The organism is Vibrio chemaguriensis, from assembly GCF_012275705.1.
In the GTDB taxonomy this organism is placed as follows: Bacteria; Pseudomonadota; Gammaproteobacteria; order Enterobacterales; family Vibrionaceae; genus Vibrio; species Vibrio diabolicus.
This window is the reverse complement of sequence record NZ_SHOE01000007.1, coordinates 54,661-81,407: the sequence shown is the minus strand read 5'-3', so window position 1 is coordinate 81,407 and position 26,747 is coordinate 54,661. Positions and strand designations below refer to the sequence as shown.

Genomic DNA, 26,747 nt, shown 5'->3' with positions numbered 1-26,747 from the left:
GAGCGTTTTCAATGCTTCTCTAGCAAAAGAAAAGTGGAGATACCGTCAGAGTATGGCTATTGCGCCTTGAACTTGGTTTTATCCAACTGATGTTTTTTTAGTTTGTCGTACAAGGTTTTGCGTGATACCTGTAATTCTAGTTGAACCTCTTTGAGTCTGCCTCGGTGTCTTTGTAGTGCATCGAATAATAAGCAATATTCAAAGTATTCTGTGCGCTGAGTCATACTCTGAATTTCGATACTTTTTTCACTGTTCCAATCTTCCATTCGGAAGGTATCTGGCTTGAGCGCGCGAAGTTCTGCAAATTGGCGTAGCTGCTTAATATTTTCTGGCCATTCTAAATCGGTCAGATGTTTGACTTCTTCTAAGCTGATGTGTGGCGGTTGAAGCTGGTAACGACTCGCAGCGTGGCGTACAAAGTGCTTATATAAAGGCCCTATATCTTCCTTTCTTTCATCGAGTGTCGGCAAGTGAATTAGAGTAGCCAGGGCTTTGATAGACGGATCAACTTGGGTTGTCGCACCAAAAACACGCTCAAGTTTCGGGTGGTTAAACAAGCATTGCCATTGTTCATATGAGACATGCTCAGCACTATGTAAGTACAAGCTGCAATGGCTTTTTCCTTCAATCAAGCGATGTATGGCTTTATCGAGGGCTTCTAATGAAAGCTCATAGAGATCCTCACCAGAAGCGGCGATTAACTCGCTGTCTGGCGTTGCATGTATGTCGTGGGCAAATTGTGCGGCGAGCCGGCGACCTGTGCCATCTTGACCAACAAAAATGATCGGCTGGTTCGTTGGTGCGCTGATCAAAGCGCGACGAATGCTCACCATGGCTTTACTGTGACCAATCATTTTCGGACCAACATGAGTTTGCATGTCGAGCTCTTTTTTAAGCCAGATGTTTTCCTGCAATAGATTCAACTTATCACCAGCGTTATTGAGCGACTTTATCAGTTGTTCCGTTGAAAAAGGCTTTTCGAGAAAGTCGTACGCGCCGCTTTTCATCGCATCTACCGCGGTTTTCACATCTCCATGTCCGGTAAGTACGATAAATTGAAAGTGATCGTTTTTACTTCGCAACATTCGCATGAACTCCAATCCATCCATCACGGGCATATGGATATCGGTGATGATGATCGCTGGCGTATTTGGGTCGATAACGCGTAAGGCTTCCACGGCGTTTGGTAAGCAGGTGACGTCTATCCCTTCAATAAGCAGTGCTTGAGCGACGGCATCACGAATATGTGGTTCATCATCAACAAAGAAAACGGGATTATTCATGGTTGTTTTCCACTTCTGGGTTGCGTTGGTTTTGGATAGCGATTGGCAGCGTTACGATAAAGGTCATGCCTCCTGCTTGTTGTTCCGTGTTCTGATGTTTATAAGCACTGAGTGAACCGTGATAGCTTTCTAAAATGCGTTTGGAGATGGTCAAACCTAATCCTAAACCCTCTGGCTTAGTCGTAAAAAATGGGTCAAAGACTTTTGCTAGGGCTTCGTCCGACATGCCGGGCCCGTTGTCGGAAACAAGGATGTCACAGCTGTCATCATGACACTGAACGGCAATAGATATTTGCGGATCAATGCAGTAGTTTTCCATCGCTTGTGCAGCGTTGTGGAAGAGATTGATTAGAACTTGCTCTAACTCAACGCTGTGAATTGCTAGCTTCACATTATAATCGATGGCTGGGACTTTTAATGTCACCCCTTGTTTAATGAGTTTGTTGCTCAAAATGCTGGTGGCAGTATGTACTGCGTCGTGCAGTACCGCGATTTCATTGTGTGAATCGTGCGTGGCTTTCCGAGTGAAGACTTTTAAGCGTGCGATCACTTCCGAAATGGTGTCATTGAGTGTTAGCATTTTGCCCAAGTTGTCGGCGACCATTGGGTATTTTTCCATTGCCAACAAACGCTGCGAGTTTTCGGTATAGGTTCTTAGTGCGGAAAGTGGCTGATTTATCTCATGATTAATACTGGCAGAAAGTTCTCCCAACAATGCCAATTTCGCGGCTTGAGTCAGTTCTTGTTGTGTTTGTTTAAGCTCTTGTTGGCTTTGCTCATATTGGCGGATGGTCTGTTGTAGCTTTTGGTTGGCCTCACTCAACACTAAGGTTCGTTGCACCACTTTTTCTTCTAGGCTCACATTAAGGTCGGCTAGGCGTGCCTTGTTCACGAGTGTTTGGAACCACGCCAACGCAATCAGCGCAATGAGCGCATATAGAATCAGAAAGACGACATCAGCCTGTAAAACGGCGGCAAGGACGGTGTTGTGGTTTATCAAGGCCACGACGCGAAATCCTTTATCCAATAAATGTGTCGCGTATGCGAGGTAATTGGGTGAGAGGAGCAATTGATTATCAGCAAACTCGCTGACGCCACTTTGCGCGGTAAGCTCACCAAAATACTCTGGTAAGGTATCGCCATACTGACGCGTTTCGGTAAGCTCGTTTATCGCACTCGGTGACAGCGGGAAAAGTGCACGATAGCGCCAGTTAGGCAAATTGCTCATAAACACGACATTGTGTTTATCCGTGATGAGTACGTCCGTCGTGGTTTGCGAAAGACGCTGTTCTAACTGCTCCAAATTCACTTTTACCGTGATCACGCCAACGACATCATCATTTACCCAAAGCGGAGATGAGAAGAAGTACCCACGTTTATTTGAACGAACGCCTAACCCGACATATTGAGCAGGTTCACCGCGTCGCGCATTTTTAAAATAGGGACGATAGCTAAAGCTGGAACCAACAAACGTATCTTCTTGCTGAAAGTTACTTGAGGCAATGACCAACCCTGTGCGGTCATGAACGTAAATCGTATCGGCCAAACTTTGTTTCAACCAGTCTGCTAACAATAGATTGAGCTCGTGAGAGGGCGCTCCGCGTTCTACTGCTTTGAGTAATCTCGGATCGTGACTTAATAGGTTTGGTATCTGTTCAAACTTTGCCAGCTCGTAGTCGACTTCTTGCGACACTTGCGCTGCTTGTCTCTCTAGCTTTTGTTGCCACTGATCATGTTGGTATTGAGTTGCGTAATGATGAGTAAGCGCAAGCCCTGAAATGCCAACGGCACACAGTAGCAATAGAAAATGGCGTAGGGCTTTAGGGTTGAGTAAGTTCACGATCAGCTCACTGGTTTTTTGTGTCATGGTATCAAATGACACACTGTGATGCTGTGAGCGGCAACGATAACAAGCACAATGATGTCCTTGTATTTCCTCAGTATCGGGAGCACAATCGACAAAAACGAGTGAAGGAGTAGAGATGGAACTTGCTGATATTCGTCGTGAGTACACCAAAGGTGGGCTACGTCGTAAAGATTTGAAAGCTGATCCTATTGATCAATTTAATCTGTGGCTAGAGCAAGCAGTTGAAGCGGGTTTAACGGATCCGACTGCGATGACAGTTGCAACGGTTGATGAAAATGGCATGCCGTTTCAACGCATTGTTCTATTGAAAAACGTCGACAAAAATGGCTTTGTATTTTACACCAACCTAGGCAGTCGCAAGGCCCAGCAGCTTGAGCATAACAGCAATATTAGTTTGCACTTCCCTTGGCATCCGTTAGAGCGCCAGGTTCATATTACTGGTGTGGCGGAGAAGCTCACCGCCGTAGAAAATATGAAATACTTTACTTCTCGTCCAAAAGAGAGCCAATTAGCCGCAATCGCGAGCAAGCAAAGTAGCCGTATTTCTGCTCGAGGCGTATTAGAAGGTAAGTTTTTAGAGCTAAAACAGAAATTTGCTAAGGGTGAAATACCGGTTCCAACCTTCTGGGGTGGCTTTCGCGTAAAACCACAGAGCATCGAGTTTTGGCAGGGTGGTGAACACCGTCTTCATGATCGCTTTCTTTTCTCCCAACATGATGGAAGTTGGGACATTGACCGTCTAGCGCCATAAACTCTCTTGCCTCATGAATAAACAAACACCGCCACTTGGGCGGTGTTTTTGTAGGTGGAAAGTGGCGCGAATTATCGTTCTCCATTCAACACTACCGATAATTGATGCTTAAGCAGCGTTTTGGGTACAACAGAGCCGTAGCCAGCTTCCATTGCTTTATCTATTAGTTCGTTCTTGCTGTTCGCTGCAAACTTATTACGTAAGCGTGCGACGTGACCTTCAACGGTTTTTGTTGATATACCCATGACCTGAGAGATGAATTGTGGCTTCTTGCCGTAGAGCAGGAGGAAAAGCGTTTCTTGCTCGCGACATGTGAGCTTCTCTGGTTTTGGTTGTAAATCAGAGAAACGAAAGATGGATTGCTGATTAGGGTTGGTGCTGATTGCACGACAAACCCAATACCCCACTTCAATCACGGCGGTGTCGGTGAGTTCTCTTCCGTAGAAAATGGTCCCTACGATGTTACCATTGTCATCTCGCCACGGTGTTTTAGTAAAGATATGCGCTCGCCAGCGGCCATCTGGATAAGGATGGATATCAAGAATTTTGAGTGACTCACCAGTTTCGATGACGTGTTTATCTTGGCGTTGAAATTCTTGTGCACATTCAGTGGTTGGGCTTGCCATCTCAAAATCAGTTTTACCGACGCACTCCTCGGGCGACGTGTGTCCCAACAGTTCTGCGTATTCCTGATTTACGTAGCGGAATACCGAATCTTTATCTTTGCATCCCCAACAACCTGGTAGCTGTTTAAGGAGGGATTGTTCTATGGTATCGACTGAAATATTCACAAAAGGACTCACTACATACTGCTTTTACCAATACAGAGACGTTTGTGTTGCGTTGTTAATATTGACATTGCCAAGTAGGCAGTCACGTTGCTAGAACACGTTCGTTGATTGGCGCTCAATCCAATTAAGTTCATGGTGTTCGATATTTTCGTCACACAGCGACAAACAACAACGAAATTGAACGAAGAATTTAATTGGGAAAATGGTCTGTTTCATTACAGATATGTGCGCTCACGGATGTCCGCCTGATGTTCGGCTTACAACTCGTATCGTCCTTGATCATGCTTCCTACAACTCAGTTGTAATTTAGTTGGCGTTCATATCACTCATCGAGAGGGAGAACGGCGCCTAAGTCATATGAGAGGGACAGTGAGACGAAAGCTATAATATCAGCTTATGCCATTGTTTTCATTGTTGAGAAGCGAAAAAAAAGCCAGCCTGAAGACGGGCTGGCAACACAAGATATAATCTTGTCGACGTGTAGAAGAGGTTCTAAATTACCTAGCGAGGGTCTGCTAAGTAAGTTAGAGGTATCAATGAGATACCGAGAGCTTTAGATCGTATGCATCTTAAAGCTCGAGGACTAATGTATTGAATCAGAAGCATATTAGTAAGGGGGGAAATCCCTCTATGTTGATTTCAAGAGGTGGCTTTGATCTGTTTATGAGGCGATTTATCTATTTTGAACCGCAGTGTTCTACCAAATAACGGATTGTTCGGTAACAAGGATCTTTATATCTATTGGTTATGTATACGTAAGGTGCTTCTATCTATCCGTTTTTGTTAATAAAATTGGTTGCTCATTGACCGTAAGTTAACCTCGCATGATCATCGTTCCGGAACTATGATCATGTAAACCAACTTGATCATGCTGTTTTGATCTTGTGCGATTGAGTTGGGGAAAAGTTGCAACCCAACAAGGAAGGTATATGATGCCAAGACGTAAGCTGACCGTGTAAAGACGACTGTTTAAAATGAGTGATTCAGATAACCCCAAAGCCCCGCCATATCAAGAGATTATGCTGCCTAAGCCAGCAGAACTGATCACACTTCCGTCTTATATGGATTGCCATGATCATTCTTACACACAGATCGTGATTGGTTTAAAAGGACAAGCCGAATTTGAAGTGCGTGGACGAGGTAATCTTGTCGGTCCTGGCCAAGGTTGTGTGGTAACCGCATGCTCTGATCATGCTTTCGGTGGCGTCATTAATCAATCGGACATTTTGGTGTTGAATATGCCAAAACCGACAAATGATGATCCTGAAATGCTGCAGAAAATCAATAATCTGGAGAGAGACCATGTCTACTTTCAGTTAGACGGTCAAATTCAGAAGCTGATACAGATGTTGGTTCAGGAAATGCGAAACCATCCGGACGACCTGCTGTTAAGTCGCGCGTGCAACGACACCGTGATTGCATTAATGCAGCGCCATATCTCGGCATTTGAGACTAGCCGAAAAGAGTCACGCTTTGATTTGGAGGCGATTGATCGCTATATCGAGCAGCACCTTAGCCATAAAATCAGTGTGGCTCAGTTAGCGGGACGAGTGTTTCTTGGGGAAAGTCAGTTCCATTGCTTGTTTAAGGAGCAGATGGGGATTACACCTCATCAATATGTTCTCGGAAAGCGTATCGACATGGCTCGTGAATTAATCGAGCAAGGCCACCTTTCTTTAGGGCAAATTGCCGAATTCACTGGTTTCTCAAGCCAGAGTACGTTTACTCATACTTTTACTCGCTTACAGGGAATATCGCCATCCCGCTATAAAAAACAAGTTGGATAACAACGCGTATTTTTAGGTCAAATTAGCAGCAATCAGAACAAAGCCATGCAATATGCATGGTTTTTTTGTGTTTTATTCACGTGACCTATCTCTCGTTTTGTTAAATTCTCTGTCCTTTGGTGTGACTGATATGCCACTTGATCCTACATTTTCTCTTAGAACGAACGCTTCACAAAAATCTTATTGATATTCTTGACATTTTGTTGTGATTGCAATGAAAAAATTAAAATTTACAACACAAAATATTACCTATTTGAATGTGACTATGTGGATGTTTTGTTATAAAAGCGAGTTTTTGGCAAAAATGTCGTAGTTTTTGACAAGTATTCTTATCGGCCTCAAAATACACTGCCAGCCATTGATAATCCTCGAAGCGGTTTTCGAGGAGTGAGATTGAGGAACACACATGTTTACAGCTACGAACGTGTTGACACCGGAATTTATCGGGCAGCCGCTTGATAAGTTGTGGTCACTGATCTCGCCATTGTATATGGTGGACGAGTCTCAATGGCTAGAGCAACTATTGCCACTAGCGACGCCGACAGAGGATGAAAAATCGGCGATCACTACCCAAACGACCCAACTTATCGAAGCCATTCGTGCCGATAAGAAGTCAATCCAGATGATTGATGCTCTATTGTTGGAATACAGCTTAGATACTCAAGAAGGTATCTTGCTGATGTGTCTTGCAGAAGCATTAATGCGCATCCCAGATGCCGCGACAGCAGATTCTTTGATTAAAGATAAGTTGAGCGTCGCAGACTGGAAATCTCACCTGAAAAACTCTGACTCTGTGTTTGTTAACGCATCAACATGGGGCCTCATGCTAACAGGTAAAGTGGTTGGTCTTGGTGAGCAAGGCACCCAGAGCCCAGGTCAGGCTGTAAACCGTCTGGTAAATAAATTCTCTGAGCCTGTGATTCGTAAAGCCATGTATCAGGCAATGAAGATCATGGGTCACCAGTTTGTTCGTGGTCGTACGATCGAAGAAGCGCAAAAGAATGGTCGCCCAATGCGCGACAAAGGTTTCACCTACTCATTCGATATGTTAGGTGAGGCGGCGTTAACCACAGCCGACGCGAACAAGTACTTCAAAGATTACCTAATGGCGATCGAAGCGGTAGGTCGAGAGACTTACGGCAATGACACCAGTCCTGCGCCTTCGATTTCCATCAAGCTTTCTGCATTACACCCGCGCTACGAAGTCGCAAATGAAGAACGTGTAATGACAGAGTTGTATGACTCACTAATGCAGCTATTGAAACGTGCAATTGAAGTCGACGTTGCAATCACAATCGATGCAGAAGAAGCGGATCGCCTTGAGCTTTCTCTGAAGCTATTTGAGAAAGTGTACCGTAGCGATCTTGTGAAAGGTTGGGGCAAGTTTGGTTTGGTTATTCAAGCCTACTCAAAACGTGCTCTACCAGTCTTGGTGTGGCTAAACGCACTCGCAAAAGAGCAGGGTGACCTTATTCCGCTGCGTTTGGTTAAAGGCGCGTACTGGGACAGCGAAATCAAGTGGTCTCAACAAGCGGGTTACGCTAATTACCCGGTATACACTCGCAAAGAAGCGACGGACGTTGCGTACCTAGCTTGTGCTCGTTTCCTACTTAGCGAAGGTGTTCGCGGTAATATCTACCCGCAATTTGCAAGCCACAATGCCCACACGGTGACGGCAATCGCCGTTATGGCTGAGCACAAAGAGTACGAGTTCCAGCGTCTACATGGTATGGGTGATTCACTGTATAACCATGTTATGGAAATGTATGGTCAGCCAGTACGTATTTACGCTCCTGTCGGTAGCCATGCTGATCTTCTTCCGTACTTGGTTCGTCGTCTGCTGGAAAATGGCGCAAACAGCTCGTTTGTACATCGATTGGTTGATGCGCGTTGTCCGATTTACGAGTTGACTCATCACCCTGTTGATGTGTTGACGGGGTTTGACACGCTACACAACGACAAGATCCCATTACCTGCCGACATCTTCCCTGAGCGTAAGAACTCATACGGCGTCAACATTGATATCGACAGTGAGGCAAAGCCATTTGAAGCGCAAGTAGAAAGCTTCATGGACAATCAGTGGGTTGCAGGCCCGATGATCAATGGTGAGCGTTTTGCCGAAAGCATGATCAAGGAAAATGCGGCTGAGATCATCACCGCACCGTACGATCGCCGAATTGAAGTCGGCAAGGTGGCATTTGCAACACTTGATCATGTTTCCGCTGCAATTGATGCGGCGCAAACTGCTTTCTCTGATTGGAAAGGCGTTCCTGTTGAGCAAAAAGCGGCTTGTTTAGAAAAGCTTGCTGACTTAATGGAAGAAAATCTGGCTGAGCTGGTGGCGATTTGTCACAAAGAAGCGGGCAAGACGATTCACGATAGTATTGATGAAGTTCGTGAAGCAGTGGATTTCTGTCGTTATTACGCGAAACAAGCGCAAAACCTACAGCCATTTGAGCTAGAGGGTTTTGACGGTGTGAAACGCATTTCTAGCCGTGAAGGTCTTGGTGTGTTTGTATGTATTAGCCCTTGGAACTTCCCTCTGGCTATTTTCCTTGGTCAGGTAACGGCAGCACTGATTGCAGGTAACACAGTGGTTGCAAAACCTGCTGAGCAAACAAGCTTAATTGCCGCTCGCGCTATTGAATTAATGCTTGATGCGGGTTTCCCTGCTGGTGTGATTCAGTTACTTACTGGTCGCGGCGCTGAGATCGGCCATGCACTGACTTCTCATGATGCCATTGCTGGTGTGGCATTCACTGGTTCAACGGCAACTGCGCAACGCATTAACGTCACGCTTGCGGAGCGCAGCGCGAAACCGGTTCCGTTTATTGCGGAAACAGGTGGTCAAAACGCAATGATCGTGGACAGTACTGCATTGCCAGAGCAGGTGGTGCGTGATGTGATTCGTTCAGCGTTTGCATCTGCCGGTCAGCGTTGTTCTGCCCTTCGTGTTCTATTTGTACAAGAAGATGTAGCAGACCGTATGATCAACCTGATTCAAGGTGCGATGAATGAGCTGCATGTTGGTTTACCTTACCTACACAAAACGGATGTTGGTCCGGTTATCGACAGCAATGCAAAACAAAAACTCCTTGCTCACCTTGAGCAAATGAGCAAAACACAGACTAAAGTCGCTCAGCTACAGCTGGATGAATCGTGCCAGCATGGTGACTTTGTCTCACCAAGTGCGTTTGAAATCTCGGGCATCGATGTGCTGAAAGAAGAACAATTTGGTCCAATCTTGCACATTGTTCGCTTTAAAGCGTCTGAATTACCGAACGTGGTTGCGCAGATCAACAAGACGGGTTTTGGCTTGACGATGGGTATCCATAGCCGTAACGAAACCACGTACCGTTGGATTGAGAAACATGCTCGAGTAGGTAACTGCTACATCAACCGAGACCAAGTTGGTGCTGTGGTTGGTGTACAGCCGTTTGGTGGTCAAGGCTTGTCGGGTACTGGCCCGAAAGCTGGTGGTCCACACTACCTATTCCGCTTTACTCAACATCTTCTTGCTCAAGCAGAAAACGCATAAGGAGTCGCATTATGGTTCATCAGATCACCTATTTTAAAGATGCATTCTCTGCGTGGGAGCAGTGGAATCTGACTGATTTTGATTACAAATGCGAGCATGTTCTGGCATTTAAATCTGCATTAGAAGGGCAGCAGTCTACCGTTGCCAAAGTGGTTTCTTACCACTTGCAACAAGCATCAACTCTTCTTGCAGAAACTCACCAGTTAGTTGGCCCTACAGGGGAAACTAACGAACTGTATGCCGCAGGACGCGGTGTGGCTTTGGTGATTTGTGAAAACAACATCGAGCCTGCTGATAATGCGTTATACAGTGCTTTTGCAATGATCACCTGTGCCTTAATTGCAGGCAACAGCGTGGTCGTTTGCAGTGACAATGCAGAGCTAAACCAACTGGTTAAGCAAGCTGTAGCGTTGGCAAACTTCCCATCTAACTTAGTCCAGGTTGTTGCGTACGATGCGTCTGCCCCGTTGCTTGAGAGCGATGTACGTAGTGTGGGTTATGTTGGGCGTTCACAGGTTGAGCATGCGCTCAATCTTCAACTAGCTAAGCGTGACGGTGCAATCGTCGGCTTAGTTTCTGAAACGGATTTAGAGTCACCGAAATTGGCTCATGATCCTCATCTCTCGTTGCGCTTCATTACCGAGCGCACTCGAACGATAAATATTACCGCGGTGGGTGGTAACGCGACTCTACTCGAGTTGGGGAACGAAACTCACTAACCTGACTTGTGATACCAATCTGGAGTAACTGGACTGAGAGCCGGTCCAGATTGGTTTCTTATACTCTGATGTATTGCTGAGACGGTAAAATATCAGGGCAGGCAAGGAAGGAAATAATTATAACGAGGACTATCTAATGATAGAAAATAGCTTTGCTATCACGTCCACTTTTGTGGCGTATTTACTGATTATGGTTGCTATTGGCGTTTACGCGTATAAGAGGACTTCCAATTCATCTGATTACTTCCTAGGTGGCCGTAGCCTAGGTCCGTGGCCTGCTGCATTATCTGCAGGTGCTTCAGACATGAGTGGTTGGTTGCTGCTAGGCTTGCCTGGCTATGCGTACGCTGCGGGTATCGAGGCCTTCTGGTTAGCCGGCGGTCTACTTCTTGGTACATGGGCAAACTGGCTCATCAGTGCAAAACGCCTACGTACCTACAGTATCCAAACTGACGCGTTAACGTTGCCAGAGTTCCTGTCACGTCGCTTCAACGATAAGTCGAAACTGATCCAGACAATCTCTGCGTTTTTCATTCTTCTATTTTTCCTTTTCTACACCAGCTCAGGTTTGGTCGCAGGGGGCAAACTGTTTGAGACGGTATTCGGTCTAGATTACACCTACGCTGTTATCATCGGTACGGTGTGTGTGGTTTCTTACACACTATTCGGTGGTTTCCTTGCGGTATCTTGGACTGACTTAGTGCAAGGTCTGCTAATGGCGGCTGCGCTAATGATTGTTCCTGTTGCTGTTATGGACGGTGGTCTAGGTCAGCTAACTTCTGATCTGCATGACATCAACCCAGAACTTGCAACGCTATGGAATGACGCCAAAGGCGAACCACTGTCTGCGATTGCTATCATCTCTTTAGCGGCATGGGGTCTTGGTTACTTTGGTCAGCCACACATCCTAGCGCGTTTTAAAGCGTCTCGTTCAAACAAAGATCTAACGACTGCACGTCGTATCGCTGTGATTTGGACTGCACTATCTATGGTTGGTGCAATGCTTGTTGGTCTTGTCGGTCTGGTTTGGGTTACGGGTCATCCGGGCACTCAACTAGAAGATGGCGAGAAGATCTTCATGCTATTGGTTAACGCAGTATTCCACCCTGTCGTTGCGGGTATGTTGTTAGCAGCAATCCTCGCGGCGGTAATGAGTACAGCAGACTCACAGCTTCTTGTTTCATCTTCAGCGCTTGCAGAAGATTTCTACAAGCAAGTATTCAAGCCAGAAGCCTCTTCTGAAGAAATTGTAATGATTGGCCGTATCGGCGTTATCGTGATTTCTCTTGTTGCGCTATTCCTAGCAATGACACCAGATAGTTCAGTACTTGGTCTTGTTTCTTACGCTTGGGCTGGCTTCGGTGCTGCATTTGGTCCTGCGGTTGTACTTAGCCTTTACTGGAGCGGTATGAACCGTAACGGCGCACTAGCAGGTATCCTTGTTGGTGGTATCACTATCGTAGTTTGGAAGCAGCTAACTGGCGGTTGGTTTGATGTGTATGAAATCGTACCGGGCATCATCTTCTCTACGCTTGCTATCATTGTGGTAAGTAAAGCAACGGGCGGTGCTGCGCAAGACGTATTAGACCAACATCAATCGTACGAGAAGAAACTAGTTGAACTAGACTAATTACTTCCTTTACGAACACAAAGCCCGCTTATACAGCGGGCTTTGTTTTATCTGAATTTAATAAACGTTAATGGTGATTGCTTGAGGCCAGATTTTCACGTCGCTTTATTCTTTGTGAGTGTGTTAGTCACGACGAACTTTGGCGTAAATGACGGTGTTACTCAGCTCGCCAGAAGACGCACGCCGAGCATTGCGTAGCTCACCTTCAAACTCATACCCACAGCGCTCAGCAACCGCACGGCTTTTGCGGTTATTCGCATCGGCTAAAATCGCGATTCTTTTCGTGTCCAACGCTTCGAATGCATAGTTTTCAATCGCCGCTACCGCCTCAGAGATATAACCGTAGCCTACCGCGCGATCATCAAGCCAATAGCCAATCTCAAATGCCGGTATCTCTTGATCATGGATCATTAACCCAATGGCACCGAGTAAACGATCGCTTTCCTTGTCGATTAGGTAGTAGCGCAACTCTTCTTCGAAGTTTTCAAAGTTTGCGATGGCTTTCTCTGTCCCTGCAATCATCGCTTCTAAAGTGAGCACGTGAGGTACCCATGGCAGGTAAACTTCAAGCGTTTTTTGGCTACGAACAACGGCCTGATGTGCTTCTTCTGCACGTTCCAAGCAAGCTGGGATGAGCTTTAAACGTTTGGTTTCCATGTCGAATCTCCTAGGCTTTTATACTCCAATCGTCTCGTAATGCAGGATTCAGAGCGTTATCACTAAAAATCATTTAAACAGAAACACTTAGAGACATCTAGCCTTCGCAACAACATTATTCACTTGGTTTGTAAGGGAGAAGCTGAGAGAATTGAGGCGTTATAAACATAAAATGGTTTAATATGAAACTTCTAGTAAGAAACTTAGCTCGTGAGACGACAGAGCAAGACATCCGTACTCTGTTCTCAAACTACGGCAAAGTTGAGCTTTGCACCGTCGTGCTTGATCAAGAGACGGGTTTATCAAAAGGGTTTGGTTTTGTGATCATGCCGGATGAAGCCGAAGCCGTTGCGGCGTTGGAGGCACTAAACCTGTCTTCAGTACATAAGAGCAAGATTCGTGTGAAAGTCGCACAAGACTAGTATTTTTGCCTTTCAAGGTGAAAGATAAAACCAGCTGAGAGGCTGGTTTTTTAGTGCCTTAATTTTGAGAGGTTGCTACGGTTACTTGAGGCGAAAATATTTGCTGGTATACGCAGACTTCTCGTTCTTTTCCCTGCATTTTGATGATGTGATTGTCGATATACGTCATGCCCAACTTTTGAATGACTGATTGGGATTGTCTGTTTTCGACCAAGTGCATCGCTTTTAGGCCCGATAACTCAAAATGTGGTCTGGCAAACTGAATTAAAGCCATTGACGCTTCTTGAGCAAACCCATTCCCCCAATAATCGACGCCAAGCCAATACCCTAATGTGCCGACTCCCTCCGAGATGTTTAGCAGACTAACAGCACCAATTAACGCTTCGTCTTGACGCAGGGTAATAGCATATATGACCCCGCTACGCTTTTGATATACGCCAACATGGCTCTTAATCCAAACTTGTGCCATCGGCTCTTCATAGGGATGAGGAATATTTGCCGTCATATCTGCAATGCTCTTGTCTCCTGCGAGTCGTGCGACTGTTGCGCTGTCTGTCGGATGAAATGGGCGAAGAATAAGCCTTTGTGTCGTGAGCGTTGGTTGAAGCGTCATCGTGCGTCCTTGAGATGAGTCAGTATCGTGGAAATTGCAGATTCACACTGTAAATCAGGCATGTTTAAACAACCAAGTAATGCCTGAATCGAAAATGTGAGTGAAAGCCATATTTAAAACGCCATAAAAATGATCATTGCAGATTGAAATAGCGAGTAGCAACAATTGCTTATGTGTTATGTGTCGTATTATTACACACATAAGCGCGTTCGTTCATAATAATGGTACAAAAGTTGAGGTCTGACCAATGTCTCAATTTTTTGATACTTTCGTCCAATTTTTTGAAGATAGGACACAAAAAATTAAAGGGGCTTTTTTATTGTGGAATTATTTTGAACAAAATATGTCAATTGTCAGTAGTACTGAAAAACAGGGAGAAGAGAAATGCCGGATATATATTGCGCAGCTTGTAGAAAATCAACGCAACATAAAGTGATCATGAAGCGTTGCGAGCCACAGCCCGTTGATTCGTTGACAGGTAAAGTGGTGAGTTTTACACAGCTGATGGCGAAATTTGTATCAGGTGAACACTACTACGAGATGGAACCACAATACTACTGCCGATGCTGTAATCATCGTGCAATTGGAGAAGTGATTCCTCATCCTACCAGGCATACGTCGGCAGCTCTCTAATTCAGAGCGATAGCTATGATTAATAGCTAAACAGGGCGGCTTGCTTGCCCCGCACGCCAGATCTATAAAGGCGTATCACACGCTTTCAAATTTGCGACTCTACGGGAGCCGCTAGATTACTTTTGTTCTTCATACTCGGTTATGGAGAGAGCGGCAGTAATCGCAGCCCTTTCCTTCCTTAGTTATTTTCTAATTATTCTCTGCTGAATTTCACATGCTGTGCATTTGATGGTTTGCAATTGTTTAAGCAACGATTAATGTGATGCTTCCTGAGTGGTTACAAGGATGTGGTTAATGAGTTACCAATTGGACCGGATTGATTTACACATTTTGAGAGTGCTTCATTCAAGAGGCAGAATTCCAGTTGTTGAACTCGCAAAGCAGATCAACTTAACGACCTCGCCGTGTTCTGACCGCGTGAAGCGACTAGAAAAAGAGGGGTATATCAATGGCTACCATGCTGAGCTGAATGCGGAAAAATTAGGGTTGGATGTGCAAGTATTCATCCATATTCGCTTAGACCAAACCAGTTTTTCCATTTTTGAAAAGTTTGCGAAAGCCGTCGAATTGATGCCGGAAATTGAAGAGTGTTATTCGCTCTCTGGGGACTTCGATACCATGATAAAGGTTCGTGTTAAGAGCATGAAAGCGTATCAGGAGTTTATGTCGAGTAAGTTAGGCACGCTTCCAGGCGTAATCCAGACTCGCAGTGAAGTGGTAATTGAAGAACATAAAACAGGATTTGGCGTGAACCCGGAGCTCCTTGGTTAGGCGAGGCTGATGTCTATGACTACAGCGCTTATGCGTTGAGCATATTATTTAACGTGACTTGGCGGATTACTTTTTCAAGATCAAAAAGGAGCCGAAGCTCCTTTTTGATAAATCGGTGAGCGACTATGCGCCGATAAAGGTGCTGATAACACCAATCAAACCACCAAATACGCCACCCCAAACGACTAGCCAGCCAAGGTGTTCTTTAATCATTTTTTGCACCATTTCTTTGACCAGTGCGGGTGTTAACTCGCTCAAGCGCTGATCAATGATGCCTTCAATGTTTTGCTTTATCTCATCCATCATAGCAGGAGATTCGAACTGCTCTTTCAGTGCTTCTTTGATGTTATCGCTCTTGCTCAACTCAATAATGGATTCTTGCATCTTTTCGACGAAAGGCTGCCGCATAGGTTGTAATGCCTCCGCGCCGCCAAACATCGCTAGCATGCCGCCAAATTGAGAGCCTTCGATCACTTCTACCAAAGAGTCAAACGCTGGGTTTAAATCCACTTTCTCAATCACAGGTTGAAGATCGATGTTTACACCGCCCGCCATTTCTTTGTTCAAGAATCGATCGATGTTCGCTTCGGTAAAGAACTGCTCCATCATCAAGTTTTTGATAGCCAGTTTAAACTCTTCAAATCGCGCGGGGATCACGCCAGAACCGTATAATCCAGGCACTTTTTCAAACAGCATGTGGATGGCAAGCCAGTTAGTGATGGCGCCTGAGAACGCAAACAGCCCCGCATACCAAAGGTAGTCGTTTTGTAATTGATGACCTCCAGCCATCAAAGCGATAGCGAGGACATTCGTTAGCAAACTTTTGTTCATAGTGACCAGTTATATGTGAATATCGGAATAAATAAGTGGGCCTGATTCTATACCTAAGTCACATTGAGATGCTAGGTTTTGCCGTGATGAGTGACCGTGTTGCGAAGGGATAAAAATGGATGTGCAGAAAAACAAAACCCGACAATTACTGTCGGGCCACTGCTTTTTCTTAGAAAAACTAAGATTCTATTTTTAATTTTAGATGCGGTAGATCTTACAACAAAGTTGGCATTTCCATCTTTCTGAGTAGCCGAATAGCTTGTCAGCCCAACTTGGTTTGAGTTGTACGATCTGCATTGAACCACATTTACACATAAGCTAATTACCTTATTGTTAATCTAATAACTAAGCCATCTATTGAGTATAGCTGTTTCTCAAAAAGTGAAATGACAAATGAAGACGGCTCAAAACTCTGTATTGTGTTCATTGCAATGGATACGCAACGAGGCGGTATATTAGCAGAAAAAATGTGAGCTTTATCATGGAGGGTGTTTCATATATGAGAAACTATAATGGCTATATGAGTATAGGCTTATTAATAAAAATGAAAAACGGCGCTTCATGCGCCGTTTTTATTGGGTTTCTCGCTAATTAAGAAACGTGTTGATTTTCTAACTCTTCAGCGATAAATCCGCCAGTTTGATGCGCCCAAAGCTGGGCATAAATACCGTTGTTCGCGATGAGCTCTTGGTGAGAACCTTGCTCAACAATACTGCCTTTATCTAGCACGATGAGGCGATCCATTTGTGCTATGGTCGACAATCGGTGCGCAATCGCAATAACGGTTTTTCCTTGCATTAACTCATTCAAGCTTTCCTGAATCGCTGCTTCGACTTCTGAATCCAGAGCCGATGTTGCTTCATCCAGTACCAACAATGGTGCATCTTTGAGTAGCACACGAGATATTGCGATACGCTGACGTTGGCCGCCAGACAGTTTCACACCACGTTCACCAACTTGCGCATCGTATCCGACATTACCAAATGGGTCGGTCAGAGTTTCAATAAACTCATGGGCATGCGCTTGCTTAGTGGCTTTCAGCAAATCTTCTTCAGTCGCATCTGGGTTGCCATACAAAATATTGTCTCGAATCGAACGGTGTAGCAGAGAAGTATCTTGGGTCACCATACCGATCTTTGAACGCAAAGAGTCTTGTGTGACTTCTGAGATGTTCTGTCCATCGATCTTAATGCTGCCGTCTTCGACATCGTGGAAACGAAGTAACAAGTTCACCAAAGTCGATTTTCCGGCGCCGGAGCGCCCAACCAAGCCGACTTTCTCTCCTGGTTTGATGTTGAGATCGAGATGGCTAATCACGCCTTTGTTCTCACCGTAATGGAAGCTGACGTTATCAAAGTGAATGCCACCTTCAGTGACTACTAAGTCTTTTGCGCCTAGTTTATCTTTAATATCAATAGGCTTAGAGAGCGTTTTCATTCCATCGACTACGGTTCCCATATTTTCAAAGAGGGCGCCAACTTCCCACATGATCCACATCGACATACCATTTACGCGTAATGCAAGGCTAACAGCAATCGCAATCGCGCCAACGCTGATGGCACTATCCAACCACAGGTAAATCGATAAAGCAGCAACGGAAAACACCAAAATATAGTTTGAGATCTCTACAGCAACGTCGAAGCCAGTCACTAGGCGCATTTGACGATAGACCGTATTCAAAAATCCCTTCATGCCTTGCTCAGCATATTGGGTTTCGCGCTGGCTATGAGAAAACAGTTTGACCGTTTGAATATTGGTATAGCTGTCGACGATGCGTCCTGTCATTGTCGAACGTGCATCGGCCTGCGCTGAAGCGACGTCTTTAAGCTTAGGAACGAAATAGATTTGGATAGCGATGTAAGCGAGCAGCCAGACGATCATTGGGATCATCAAGCGCCAGTCTGCCGTTGCTAACATAATGATCATGCTGGTGAAGTAAACCGTAACATAAACAAACACATCCATAGCTTTCATGACGGTTTCGCGCACAGCTAGTGACGTTTGCATGACTTTAGTTGCAACTCGGCCTGCAAAATCATCTTGATAGAAGTTTAAGCTTTGATTGAGCAAATACCGGTGTGCAAGCCAGCGGATAGACATTGGATAGTTGCCCAATAATGTTTGGTGAACGAGCAACGAATACACGATCACCAAAATGGGCATGACAACCAACAATAAGGTTCCGTAAAAAATCAAATCTGCTTTATTGTCTTGCAAGAACGTTTCTGGATTGCTGGTGGACAACCAATCAACCAATTGTCCCATCGCGCCAAACAACATAACTTCAACGACAGCAACAATCGTGGCCATCAAAGACATGATGATCAAAGGCTTTTCGTAGCCGCGGGTGTAATAACGTAAAAAAGCGAGCATCCCTGAAGGAGGCTGATCTGGTGTGGATTTGGGGAACGGCTCTGTAAAGCCTTCAAATCGTTTAAACATAACTCATCCTAAAGTTAAAACAGTGCCATTTGGGGTGGCTAAATCCATCGACTCACGCAGCTTTGGACGAAGTCGCGTGTATAAGGGTTTTTGGCTGCTCCTCGAGAAAGCAGACGGATTGACGAGAGGGGCGAAAAAATAGTCTAACCGATTGTGTTTTAAATGTAACTAGTTGGTTATGGGTGTGGTTGTCTATGGTTCTGATTCTTATGATGAATTCTTCGCATGTTCATCGCGATGCCATAAAACCTTAAACCTGCATAGTGACAATAAAATTTCGGGAGAAATAAGCTAAGTGCAGTGAAAATTACTTCTAGGTAATTAAATTAATTGTGAAAACAGCAAAACTGAAGTTAACAATAAATTTACAATCTCCTCATTCTAGTGATAAGGAATGTATTGGATGCTATTACACGAATCAGTGACCCAATTTGCTAATGGGAAAGAAGAAAGTACGCAAAGTGCTCAGCGCCAAACCGCAAACTGCGTAGTGATGGTGCCACCGAAAGAGTTTCGTTTTAATGAAGAAACCGCACAAGATAATGAGTTCCAACATAAAGTGTCACTCAGCCAAGAAGAAGTCTCGCGTAGAGTGATGGCCGAGTTCGCGAGTATGGTAGCTACGCTGCGTCAAGAGGGCGTTCAAGTTGTTGAGTTTGATTATTCAGCTTCAGATGTTGCGACGCCAGATGCGGTATTTCCAAACAACTGGTTTAGCACTACGCCAGATGGCACGTTGTACACCTTTCCAATGGCCTGTGAAAACCGTCAAAAAGAAGTGCGTCCCGATGCGCTTGTGGCGGCACTAGCGCAAGCTGGGCGAGAAGTTCATCGACGTAGCAGCCTAACTGAATATCTTGATGAGCAAGCGTATTTAGAAAGCACGGGTGTGATGGTCTTTGACCACTTAAATAAAACGGTCTATGCCGCACTCTCACAACGTTGTGATCGTCTGGTTTTAGAAGATTACGCCGATCGTATTGGCTATGAACGAGTGATCTCTTTCCAAACTCGTTTGCCGTCTGGTGCGCCTATTTACCATACCAACGTGATGATGGCTGTGGGTGAGCAGTTCTGCGTGATTTGTGACGAAGTGATCCCAGAATTTGAGCGTCGTTTTGTTCTGAAATCACTCGCCAAAGATAAGCAAGTGATCTCTATTTCGATTGAGCAAATGAACCAGTTCTGCGGCAACATTCTTCAGTTGGAAACCATCAATGGAGACAAAGTCATTGCGATGTCGCAATCGGCATACGATGCTTTCTCTCCTGCACAAAGAAATCAACTTGCGACGCACGGTAAATTGCTGCCATTCGATGTTTCTACCATAGAATCTATTGGTGGTGGCTCGGTTCGCTGTATGTTGGGTGAGGTATTTTTGCCTAGTCGACAAGCGGTGTTATAAACAATATTGCGCAGTTTTGCTTGCAAATGCAGGTGACGTTCATTCTCTCCCAAATAATAAAACCGTTAGCCTCGAGGCAGTACGAGGCTGACGGTTTCACTTTCTAGCTTCTTCCTAGGATATTCCGAGCTTAACCCATACTCTCGCGCAAAGACTTGATGTCTTTGGATGGTGGCGCACCAAATAAACGGCTGTATTCACGGCTAAATTGAGAAGGGCTTTCGTAACCCACTTTAAACGTAGTCGCCATGGCATCGAGGTTTTCTGTCAGCATTAAACGCCGAGCTTCGCTGAGTCTTAATTTCTTTTGAAATTGCAGTGGCGTCATAGATGTCATAGAACGAAAGTGGGTATAAAACGCCGATTTACTCATGCCACTGTAGGCGGCTAACTCACTGACACTTAACGGCTTTACGAAATTATTCTTCAACCAATCAATGGCCTTCGCGATTTGATGGCTGTGACTTCCTGCAGTTACGATTTGATTAAGACGAGCGCCCTGTTCGGTGATTAACAGTCGATAAAAAATCTCTCGTTTAATGATCGGCGCTAAAATTTTGATGCTTTGTCCTTCATCCAGCAGCTCTATTAAACGCAGAAAGGCGTCAAGTAATGGCTCCGACAACTCTCCAACCGCTATGCCTTTTTGTGCTTCTTTGCTTTGATTAAACGTCAGTTCACTATCGACAATAAGTTGAGATATTTCAGTCAGATCCAGCTCCATAATCACCCCTAAATAAGGTTTATCTTCACTGGCTTCAATGATATTGGCGATAATCGGCAAGTCGACAGAGGAGATCAAAAAGTGGTTAGCATCGTAAACAAAGCTATCTTCACCCAACAACACGCGCTTTCTCCCTTGAGCAATTAAGCAAATACTTGGGTTGTGGGTGTAGCTTGTTGGTGGTGTTGGGGTTGCCCAACGACTGAACCTTAATCCTGGAATTTCTGTGTCATATTGGTTCGCGCCATTTGCCCATTTCTCAATGTGCTTGGCAAGCTTTTCTATTGCACAGGCCAGGGTTGACGAAGTGTTTGACGGTACCTCTTGCATAGGTCAGTGCTCTCCTCTAGTTGGCCTCAGGTTCGGTGTTAACGGCATGCGATTTCTGCCTTTGTAGTTAACGCCTCTTCGGAGTCAATTAAGCGACTTGATTAAGCATAGTTATAACAGTTCATTTCTTTAAGTAAAGAATATTGGGCAAGTGTCTATTTCGAGGTTAAGCGATCGGAGATTGATCTTTCTGCTTGATTGTTGAGCGGGCTAATTGTCTTCCATGAGTTTATTCTTTAAAAATCAAATTATTATGTATTACTGAGTTTTTATTTCGTTTTTTCTAACCGGTCTTAAGTATGGTTGTCTTTTGTATTGGTTTGGAATATTGGGCAAGTATTAGCAAAGAATAGGCTAACGGTCATCTATCAAAGCGCAATACAGTGAACCTATGGTTTGGTGAGTGAATGAACATGCCTTACGTTTGTAGGGTGATGAAAGCACTCAAGAACACTATTTGGAGTCATGATGAATAACAAAAGCAATACTCAAATCCCTGACGTACTGCAAGCCGGTGTATTTCAAGGTCGAGGCATTTTCGAGTTTGGTGAAAAGAATGAAGCGTATGCGGATTACTTTACCGGTACGAGTTATCTGGCGTTGCTCAATCAGCCTGGTCTTATTGTGGCGAACGTAACGTTTGAACCAGGGTGTCGCAATTTTTGGCATATTCATCATGAAGGTGGGCAGATTCTGTTAGCGACAGGAGGGCGAGGTTGGTATCAAGAATTTGGCCAACCAGCACAAGAGTTGAATGTTGGCGATGTCGTGCATATCGCGCCAGGTACTAAGCATTGGCATGGCGCAGCTAAAGACAGTTGGTTCTCACATGTAGCAATAGAAATACCGGCTGAAGGCGCAAGTAATGAATGGTGCGAACCAGTCTCTGATCAAGAGTACATGCAACTAAAGTAGCCCGAGCAAGTTTTCAGTGAGAAAAGGGAATCTCGATGAGACAAGCATACCGTTTCAATCAGTGGGTGAGATGCGTTTTGGTGAGTAGTGCCTGGATGTTCCCCTGCATTGTAAACGCAGAAGTTAATAGCGCTGGATTGGAGGAAAATATAGTGAAAATTCGTTTTATTTTCGATGATTGCAGTGTTTTAGGCACATTGAAGAGCAGTGCGAGTACAGACGATTTTGTTCGTCAATTGCCTCTAACATTAGATCTACAAGACTACGCAAATACAGAGAAAATTGCTTACTTACCGAATAAGTTAACTCGCGAAGGCGCACCTTCTGGAACTCAATCAAAAGCGGGTGACATCTCTTATTACGCCCCTTGGGGAAATTTAGTTATCTTTTATAAAGACTTTGGTTACGCGTCTGGGTTAATTAAATTAGGTCAAATCGATGATGGGATTCATTGCTTTATTTCGAAAGAAACAAACCGTGTCACGATCGAAAAAGTAAATTAATGACCCAGTTAACAATGTGAATTATTAATGTAGAAATCAGAACGCTAATAAATATATTTCTAGAGCTTCTATGGATTAGAACACCGTTACATAATGGAATTTTGATATGAAAGCATTAAACAAATCTGTTAAATCAATATTAATATTGGTGCTCACTATGACAACGCTATGCACAACGAATATCGCTTCAGCATCAGAAATATTCAGTGATAAAGAGCGAGCTATTATTCCTATTTCTGCTTTTACTGCGAGTGGTGAAATAGAAAAACTAACACAAAGCCTTAATGATGGGTTAGACGCAGGCCTAACGGTCAACGAGATAAAAGAACTGCTGGCTCAGTTGTATGCGTATGCTGGATTTCCGCGCAGTTTGAATGGACTAGCAACATTTATGACGGTGTTGGAGGAACGCAAAAGCCGAGGTATTACCGATATCTTAGGGCGAGAATCAAGAGCGTTACCTAACGATAAAACCAGCTTAGAATTTGGCGCTGAAAACCAAACACAACTTGTTGGTGCAGAAGTAAAAGGCGCGCTATTCGATTTTTCTCCGCAAATTGATGAATACCTAAAAGCACATTTGTTTGGTGATATTTTTGAACGCGATGTGCTCACTTGGAAAGAGCGTGAAATTGCTACGATTGCAGCATTAGCAAATATGAACGGTGTTAATAGCCAATTAGCAGCTCACTATAATATCAGTATGAATAACAATGTTTCTATTCAAGAGTTAGAGGAATTTATTGTTGTATTAAGTGAGTGCTGTGGTGAAAGTGTGTCTAACAATGCTCAATCGGTCCTAAAAACAGTTTTGGAAAAATAAATATTATTTGGCCAATCATATCAATTAGAAAGGAATTCGTTTATGAAAAATAAATCATCATTGTTTATTTGGTCTGTGCTGTTGTCGACGGGATTTATGCTTCCAATCGCTCAAGCAGCCGATGGTAACTCATCTTCGCAGCAAGTTTATCGCTCTGCTGATCAGAAATCGTTTCAAGGACCTGAAAACCTATTTACCGGGAAAGTTAACGTCGAGATGTTGTTTCCTGAAAACGAAGTTGCAAACTACAGCGCCGCCTATGTCACTTTTGATGCAGGAGCTCGAACCGCTTGGCATACTCACCCTGCAGGACAACACATGATCGTCACTTCCGGTACCGCACTTACAGGAACGCGTGATGGGCATGTAATTCGATTTGCTGCTGGTGATAGTGTTTGGTGTCCGCCTGGTATCGACCATTGGCACGGTGCAACACCAAATGCGCCAATGACTCACCTAGTTGTTACGGCGTCAAAAGACGGTGAAAACGTTATCTGGAAAGAGCAAGTCACCGATGGTCAGTATGCAGCAGGACAGCAATAACTAAGGCCACGTTTTTATAGTGAGCGCAGAGCTTTTACTCTGCGTTTTTTATTGTCTTGTTGGGCCAACCAAGCGCATTTCCCAATCCTCGACTTCGCCAGTTTCTAGGCGGCGCTCGACCAACTTGCCCCAAGACTCGACTAACGGCAGCTCAGACAGTTGAGTGAGTTCTTTTCTATCTAAACAGCCAGTGAAAACCGCCCCCATGATGCGAGCCAGTGGCCATTCTGGATAAGGTCTTTCACACAGAATAATCTTGTCACCTGCACCGATATCGCCTTCCTCCAACACTCGGAAATACCAGCCTGTTCGAAGCGTATCTTGCAGTCTCCTAGCCATGTCGTGTTGGTCAAATCGTACGTTAAGCTTCCAACAAGGCATGCGACCTTGCGACACTTCCAGTAGTGTTGAGCCGATACGGATTTTATCTTTCAAGCAAATCGTGGATTCGGTTACGCCTTCGGAGCTGATGTTTTCGCCAAAGCCGCCAGCGGATTGGAAAATTGTTCTTTTTCCTAATTGTTGTTGCCAGATTGAGTAGTGCTCGCTTGGGTAAATATGAAGCGCTTTTTGAATGCCACCATGAAAGCGTGGATCGCCTTGCTCATCACTGGTAAAACCAAGCTCTGTTGCGTGCTGGCGATCGGGCAACACTTGTTTGTTGATTGCGCTTTGCGCTCCATGAGCATAAGGGACAGTTTTCCCTGCTAGCACAGCTTTTACGACGCCGATTTTCTTCATGTAACCTCCTTATTGTTTGAATGAGAGATAAAGTGTTTATCTTCATTCGCGATGCGGAGCATGATAGCCTAGTGAACTTGTGTCGGAATAGGGATGAAAAGACAATCAACAATGCTAACTCGCCAAATTGATTCGAAGTCAGGCGTCATGACCTCCAATGAGATGATGGCCGCGAATCCCCATTCTCCTGTTTTGGTGAAAACCATCGACATGCCAAAAGGTTACATTGATGCGCTGCATCAACACACTTGGCATCAAATCATCTTTCCTATCAAAGGGTTATTGCAAACGCAAACGGAGCATTATCAGCATTTGGTTCCGCACACTTCTGCGTTATTTGTTCCTGCGGGTGTTCAACACGAGTCGGTTGCTGTGAGCAACACGATATTTGTTGGTATTTACCTCAACCCTGAGTTTGGTGCGACGTACGATCCACAAGTGAGAACCATTGCTTTAACGCCGTTTTTAAATGAGCTTTTACAAGAGATCCGCAGACAGTGTGAAAATGAGGCAAGCCATGAAGAAGTGCTGCATTTGCTGGCGGTGTTGCATGATCAAATTTTGAAAAGCAACGTGCAGACATTTCAGTTATTACTGCCACAAGATCGCCGACTCAAACTGATTTTCGAGCAACTGACTGACGAGCCCGCGTTGAGCTGTTCGCTAAAAGAGTGGGGGGAGAAAATTGGGGCGTCTGAGCGCACTTTATCACGGTTGTTCGCCAAGGAATTCAACACTTCATTTCTGCTTTGGCGGCAACAAATTCGGCTGATTTACTCGCTTTCTTTGTTAGATGAAACGTTACCAATCCAAGCCATTGCAGACCGAGTGGGTTATCAAAACGATTCATCCTACATCAAAGCATTTAAAGCCTATTTTGATATGACGCCACAACAGTTTAGAGTGAACGGCGCATCGCGCAGGTAGAAATACAGAGCTTCGACTTAACTCAATGCGTTTGAGTAGAAGTCGCGAAACTTCCTTTTTGAATTTCAATTACATGGTATGAATAACAATGGCACCAACGATAAATACTCGAGTGAACCAATTCTGCTTTGGTCAGCCAAAAACATCGCTGTCGTTGGAAAAAGTGCCCCTCAAACCGCTTGCTCAGGGCAAGGTTCGGGTGCGACTGGAAGCCACCAATATTAACCCAAGTGACTTGCTTTCCATTTATGGTGTTGGGCAATACCGCCGCGTTCACGTACCCCCTCGCGTGCCAGGATTTGAAGCGGTTGGGCGTGTGGTGGAAGTCAGTGCTGTCGGTCACACTGGCTTTCAAGTTGGGCAAAAAGTGTTGGTGGCGATGAGTGGTACTTGGCAATACTACATAGATGCTTCGCCTGAGAATCTTTTTCCGCTACCTGAACGTTTGGATAACGGCTATGCCTGCCAGTTGTATATCAACGCGCTAACCGCGTGGGTTATCACCACGAAAGTGGCTAAGTTGAACAAAGACGATGTGGTGATCATCAATGCGGCAGGGTCAGCGATCGGTAAGATATTTGCCCAGTTCGCCCATTCACTGGGTTTTACACTGATTGCTGTCACTTCAAAGCCAGACGAGTATCCGTACGATACGATTCCAGTGTTGGACGCGAAGCAAGACTTACACGCGCAACTGCAAACGCGCAAACTGCCACAACCAACGGCCGCTTTGGATGCGATCGGTGGTGAGGCTGGCACGTATCTCATTCGTACCTTGAAAGAAAATGGCCAATACATCAACTACGGAACGTTGTCGTTAGCGCCTTATACGCCTGCGTTTTTTGAATCGATGAAGACCAACAACATCGACTTTAACCCCTTCTTTTTGCGGTATTGGGAAGAATCGGTAGGTAAAAGCGTGAGAAAGGCGGTATTCGCTGAAATGTTAGACCACTTTATTGCCAACGATATAAAGTTAAATGTAGCGTCTGAGCTGCCGCTAGAGGATTTTCAAACTGCGATTGAAATGGTTGAGCAACGCTCATCGGCGGTGTCAGGAAAAATCATTTTGACGCTATGAATTACAGTGAGTCTGTTGAG

24 protein-coding genes are annotated in these 26,747 nt (G+C 44.8%); 15 read left to right on the top strand and 9 right to left on the bottom strand.

Annotated features, from left to right (window positions below; translation table 11 throughout):
- Nucleotides 1-56: 56 nt before the first annotated feature.
- Both EX191_RS08685 and EX191_RS08680 read right to left on the bottom strand, forming a co-directional pair.
- Nucleotides 57-1,283 carry a sigma-54-dependent transcriptional regulator gene (locus EX191_RS08685; RefSeq protein ID WP_193447573.1) on the bottom strand — a complete coding sequence of 409 codons (1,227 nt, stop codon included), beginning with the start codon at nucleotides 1,281-1,283 and terminating at the stop codon, nucleotides 57-59.
- Nucleotides 1,276-3,150 (bottom strand): sensor histidine kinase, encoded by a 1,875-nt coding sequence (locus tag EX191_RS08680; RefSeq protein ID WP_193447621.1) that lies wholly within the window; start codon nucleotides 3,148-3,150, stop codon nucleotides 1,276-1,278. The genes EX191_RS08685 and EX191_RS08680 overlap by 8 nt, the downstream gene beginning before the upstream one ends.
- 115 nt (nucleotides 3,151-3,265) lie before the next feature.
- Here EX191_RS08680 and pdxH point away from each other — a divergent pair, with 115 nt between their 5' ends.
- On the top strand, nucleotides 3,266-3,901 hold the full coding sequence (gene pdxH, locus EX191_RS08675) for a pyridoxamine 5'-phosphate oxidase (protein ID WP_005392142.1): 636 nt from the start codon (nucleotides 3,266-3,268) through the stop codon (nucleotides 3,899-3,901).
- A 71-nt stretch (nucleotides 3,902-3,972) separates the two neighbouring features.
- On the opposite strand, the gene EX191_RS08670 is transcribed toward pdxH, so the two are convergent.
- Complete coding sequence (locus EX191_RS08670) at nucleotides 3,973-4,692, bottom strand: helix-turn-helix transcriptional regulator (RefSeq protein ID WP_005392144.1); 720 nt, start codon at nucleotides 4,690-4,692, stop codon at nucleotides 3,973-3,975.
- A gap of 974 nt (nucleotides 4,693-5,666) precedes the next feature.
- Here EX191_RS08670 and EX191_RS08665 point away from each other — a divergent pair.
- From EX191_RS08665 to putP, 4 genes are all read left to right on the top strand, one after another.
- Nucleotides 5,667-6,479 (top strand): AraC family transcriptional regulator, encoded by an 813-nt coding sequence (locus EX191_RS08665; protein ID WP_006740882.1) that lies wholly within the window; start codon nucleotides 5,667-5,669, stop codon nucleotides 6,477-6,479.
- 406 nt (nucleotides 6,480-6,885) lie between these two features.
- Entirely contained in the window at nucleotides 6,886-10,017 is a 3,132-nt protein-coding gene (gene putA / locus EX191_RS08660; protein WP_006740881.1) for a bifunctional proline dehydrogenase/L-glutamate gamma-semialdehyde dehydrogenase PutA, read from the top strand.
- 11 nt (nucleotides 10,018-10,028) lie between these two features.
- The gene (locus EX191_RS08655; protein ID WP_006740880.1) at nucleotides 10,029-10,736 is read left to right on the top strand and encodes a 1-pyrroline-5-carboxylate dehydrogenase; all 708 of its coding nucleotides are present in this window, start codon (nucleotides 10,029-10,031) and stop codon (nucleotides 10,734-10,736) included.
- 136 nt (nucleotides 10,737-10,872) lie between these two features.
- A complete protein-coding gene (gene putP, locus EX191_RS08650; RefSeq protein ID WP_193447572.1) occupies nucleotides 10,873-12,366 on the top strand; it encodes a sodium/proline symporter PutP in 1,494 nt (497 codons plus the stop codon).
- Between the two features lie 123 nt (nucleotides 12,367-12,489).
- Here putP and EX191_RS08645 read toward each other — a convergent pair whose 3' ends face one another.
- Nucleotides 12,490-13,023 carry a GNAT family N-acetyltransferase gene (locus EX191_RS08645; RefSeq protein ID WP_193447571.1) on the bottom strand — a complete coding sequence of 178 codons (534 nt, stop codon included), beginning with the start codon at nucleotides 13,021-13,023 and terminating at the stop codon, nucleotides 12,490-12,492.
- Nucleotides 13,024-13,205: 182 nt separating this feature from the next.
- Between EX191_RS08645 and EX191_RS08640 the strand changes: the two genes are divergently transcribed.
- Nucleotides 13,206-13,445 carry an RNA recognition motif domain-containing protein gene (locus tag EX191_RS08640; protein ID WP_005392166.1) on the top strand — a complete coding sequence of 80 codons (240 nt, stop codon included), beginning with the start codon at nucleotides 13,206-13,208 and terminating at the stop codon, nucleotides 13,443-13,445.
- Between the two features lie 58 nt (nucleotides 13,446-13,503).
- Here the strand turns inward: EX191_RS08640 and EX191_RS08635 are convergent, their stop codons facing one another.
- The gene (locus tag EX191_RS08635) at nucleotides 13,504-14,058 is read right to left on the bottom strand and encodes a GNAT family N-acetyltransferase (RefSeq protein ID WP_193447570.1); all 555 of its coding nucleotides are present in this window, start codon (nucleotides 14,056-14,058) and stop codon (nucleotides 13,504-13,506) included.
- 384 nt (nucleotides 14,059-14,442) lie between these two features.
- Between EX191_RS08635 and EX191_RS08630 the strand changes: the two genes are divergently transcribed.
- Together EX191_RS08630 and EX191_RS08625 are read left to right on the top strand one after the other, a co-directional pair.
- Nucleotides 14,443-14,691: a hypothetical protein gene (locus EX191_RS08630; protein WP_012842405.1), complete on the top strand. Its 249-nt coding sequence runs from the start codon at nucleotides 14,443-14,445 to the stop codon at nucleotides 14,689-14,691.
- 294 nt (nucleotides 14,692-14,985) lie between these two features.
- Nucleotides 14,986-15,462, top strand: coding sequence for an Lrp/AsnC family transcriptional regulator (locus EX191_RS08625; RefSeq protein ID WP_006740877.1), 477 nt, complete (start codon nucleotides 14,986-14,988; stop codon nucleotides 15,460-15,462).
- A 123-nt stretch (nucleotides 15,463-15,585) separates the two neighbouring features.
- Here the strand turns inward: EX191_RS08625 and EX191_RS08620 are convergent, their stop codons facing one another.
- On the bottom strand, nucleotides 15,586-16,293 hold the full coding sequence (locus EX191_RS08620) for a DUF445 domain-containing protein (RefSeq protein WP_005392172.1): 708 nt from the start codon (nucleotides 16,291-16,293) through the stop codon (nucleotides 15,586-15,588).
- 591 nt (nucleotides 16,294-16,884) lie between these two features.
- The gene (locus EX191_RS08615) at nucleotides 16,885-18,735 is read right to left on the bottom strand and encodes an ABC transporter ATP-binding protein (protein WP_193447569.1); all 1,851 of its coding nucleotides are present in this window, start codon (nucleotides 18,733-18,735) and stop codon (nucleotides 16,885-16,887) included.
- Nucleotides 18,736-19,138: 403 nt separating this feature from the next.
- On the opposite strand from EX191_RS08615, the gene EX191_RS08610 reads away from it, so the two are divergent.
- On the top strand, nucleotides 19,139-20,140 hold the full coding sequence (locus tag EX191_RS08610) for an arginine deiminase-related protein (protein WP_193447568.1): 1,002 nt from the start codon (nucleotides 19,139-19,141) through the stop codon (nucleotides 20,138-20,140).
- A gap of 130 nt (nucleotides 20,141-20,270) precedes the next feature.
- On the opposite strand, the gene EX191_RS08605 is transcribed toward EX191_RS08610, so the two are convergent.
- Nucleotides 20,271-21,194, bottom strand: coding sequence for an AraC family transcriptional regulator (locus tag EX191_RS08605; protein ID WP_193447567.1), 924 nt, complete (start codon nucleotides 21,192-21,194; stop codon nucleotides 20,271-20,273).
- A 465-nt stretch (nucleotides 21,195-21,659) separates the two neighbouring features.
- Between EX191_RS08605 and EX191_RS08600 the strand changes: the two genes are divergently transcribed.
- The 4 genes from EX191_RS08600 (at nucleotide 21,660) to EX191_RS08585 (ending at nucleotide 23,978) form a co-directional block, all read left to right on the top strand.
- Nucleotides 21,660-22,109: a cupin domain-containing protein gene (locus EX191_RS08600; RefSeq protein WP_086015559.1), complete on the top strand. Its 450-nt coding sequence runs from the start codon at nucleotides 21,660-21,662 to the stop codon at nucleotides 22,107-22,109.
- A 152-nt stretch (nucleotides 22,110-22,261) separates the two neighbouring features.
- A complete protein-coding gene (locus EX191_RS08595; RefSeq protein WP_053808330.1) occupies nucleotides 22,262-22,612 on the top strand; it encodes a cyclophilin-like fold protein in 351 nt (116 codons plus the stop codon).
- Between the two features lie 106 nt (nucleotides 22,613-22,718).
- On the top strand, nucleotides 22,719-23,435 hold the full coding sequence (locus EX191_RS08590) for a carboxymuconolactone decarboxylase family protein (protein ID WP_054866777.1): 717 nt from the start codon (nucleotides 22,719-22,721) through the stop codon (nucleotides 23,433-23,435).
- 42 nt (nucleotides 23,436-23,477) lie between these two features.
- Nucleotides 23,478-23,978, top strand: a complete 501-nt coding sequence (locus EX191_RS08585; RefSeq protein ID WP_167427836.1) for a (R)-mandelonitrile lyase — start codon at nucleotides 23,478-23,480, stop codon at nucleotides 23,976-23,978.
- A gap of 48 nt (nucleotides 23,979-24,026) precedes the next feature.
- On the opposite strand, the gene EX191_RS08580 is transcribed toward EX191_RS08585, so the two are convergent.
- Nucleotides 24,027-24,719, bottom strand: a complete 693-nt coding sequence (locus EX191_RS08580) for an MOSC domain-containing protein (protein WP_193447566.1) — start codon at nucleotides 24,717-24,719, stop codon at nucleotides 24,027-24,029.
- 111 nt (nucleotides 24,720-24,830) lie between these two features.
- Between EX191_RS08580 and EX191_RS08575 the strand changes: the two genes are divergently transcribed.
- Nucleotides 24,831-25,646: an AraC family transcriptional regulator gene (locus EX191_RS08575; RefSeq protein WP_193447620.1), complete on the top strand. Its 816-nt coding sequence runs from the start codon at nucleotides 24,831-24,833 to the stop codon at nucleotides 25,644-25,646.
- Nucleotides 25,647-25,734: 88 nt separating this feature from the next.
- Nucleotides 25,735-26,727: a zinc-dependent alcohol dehydrogenase family protein gene (locus tag EX191_RS08570; protein ID WP_193447565.1), complete on the top strand. Its 993-nt coding sequence runs from the start codon at nucleotides 25,735-25,737 to the stop codon at nucleotides 26,725-26,727.
- Nucleotides 26,728-26,747 lie beyond the last annotated feature (20 nt).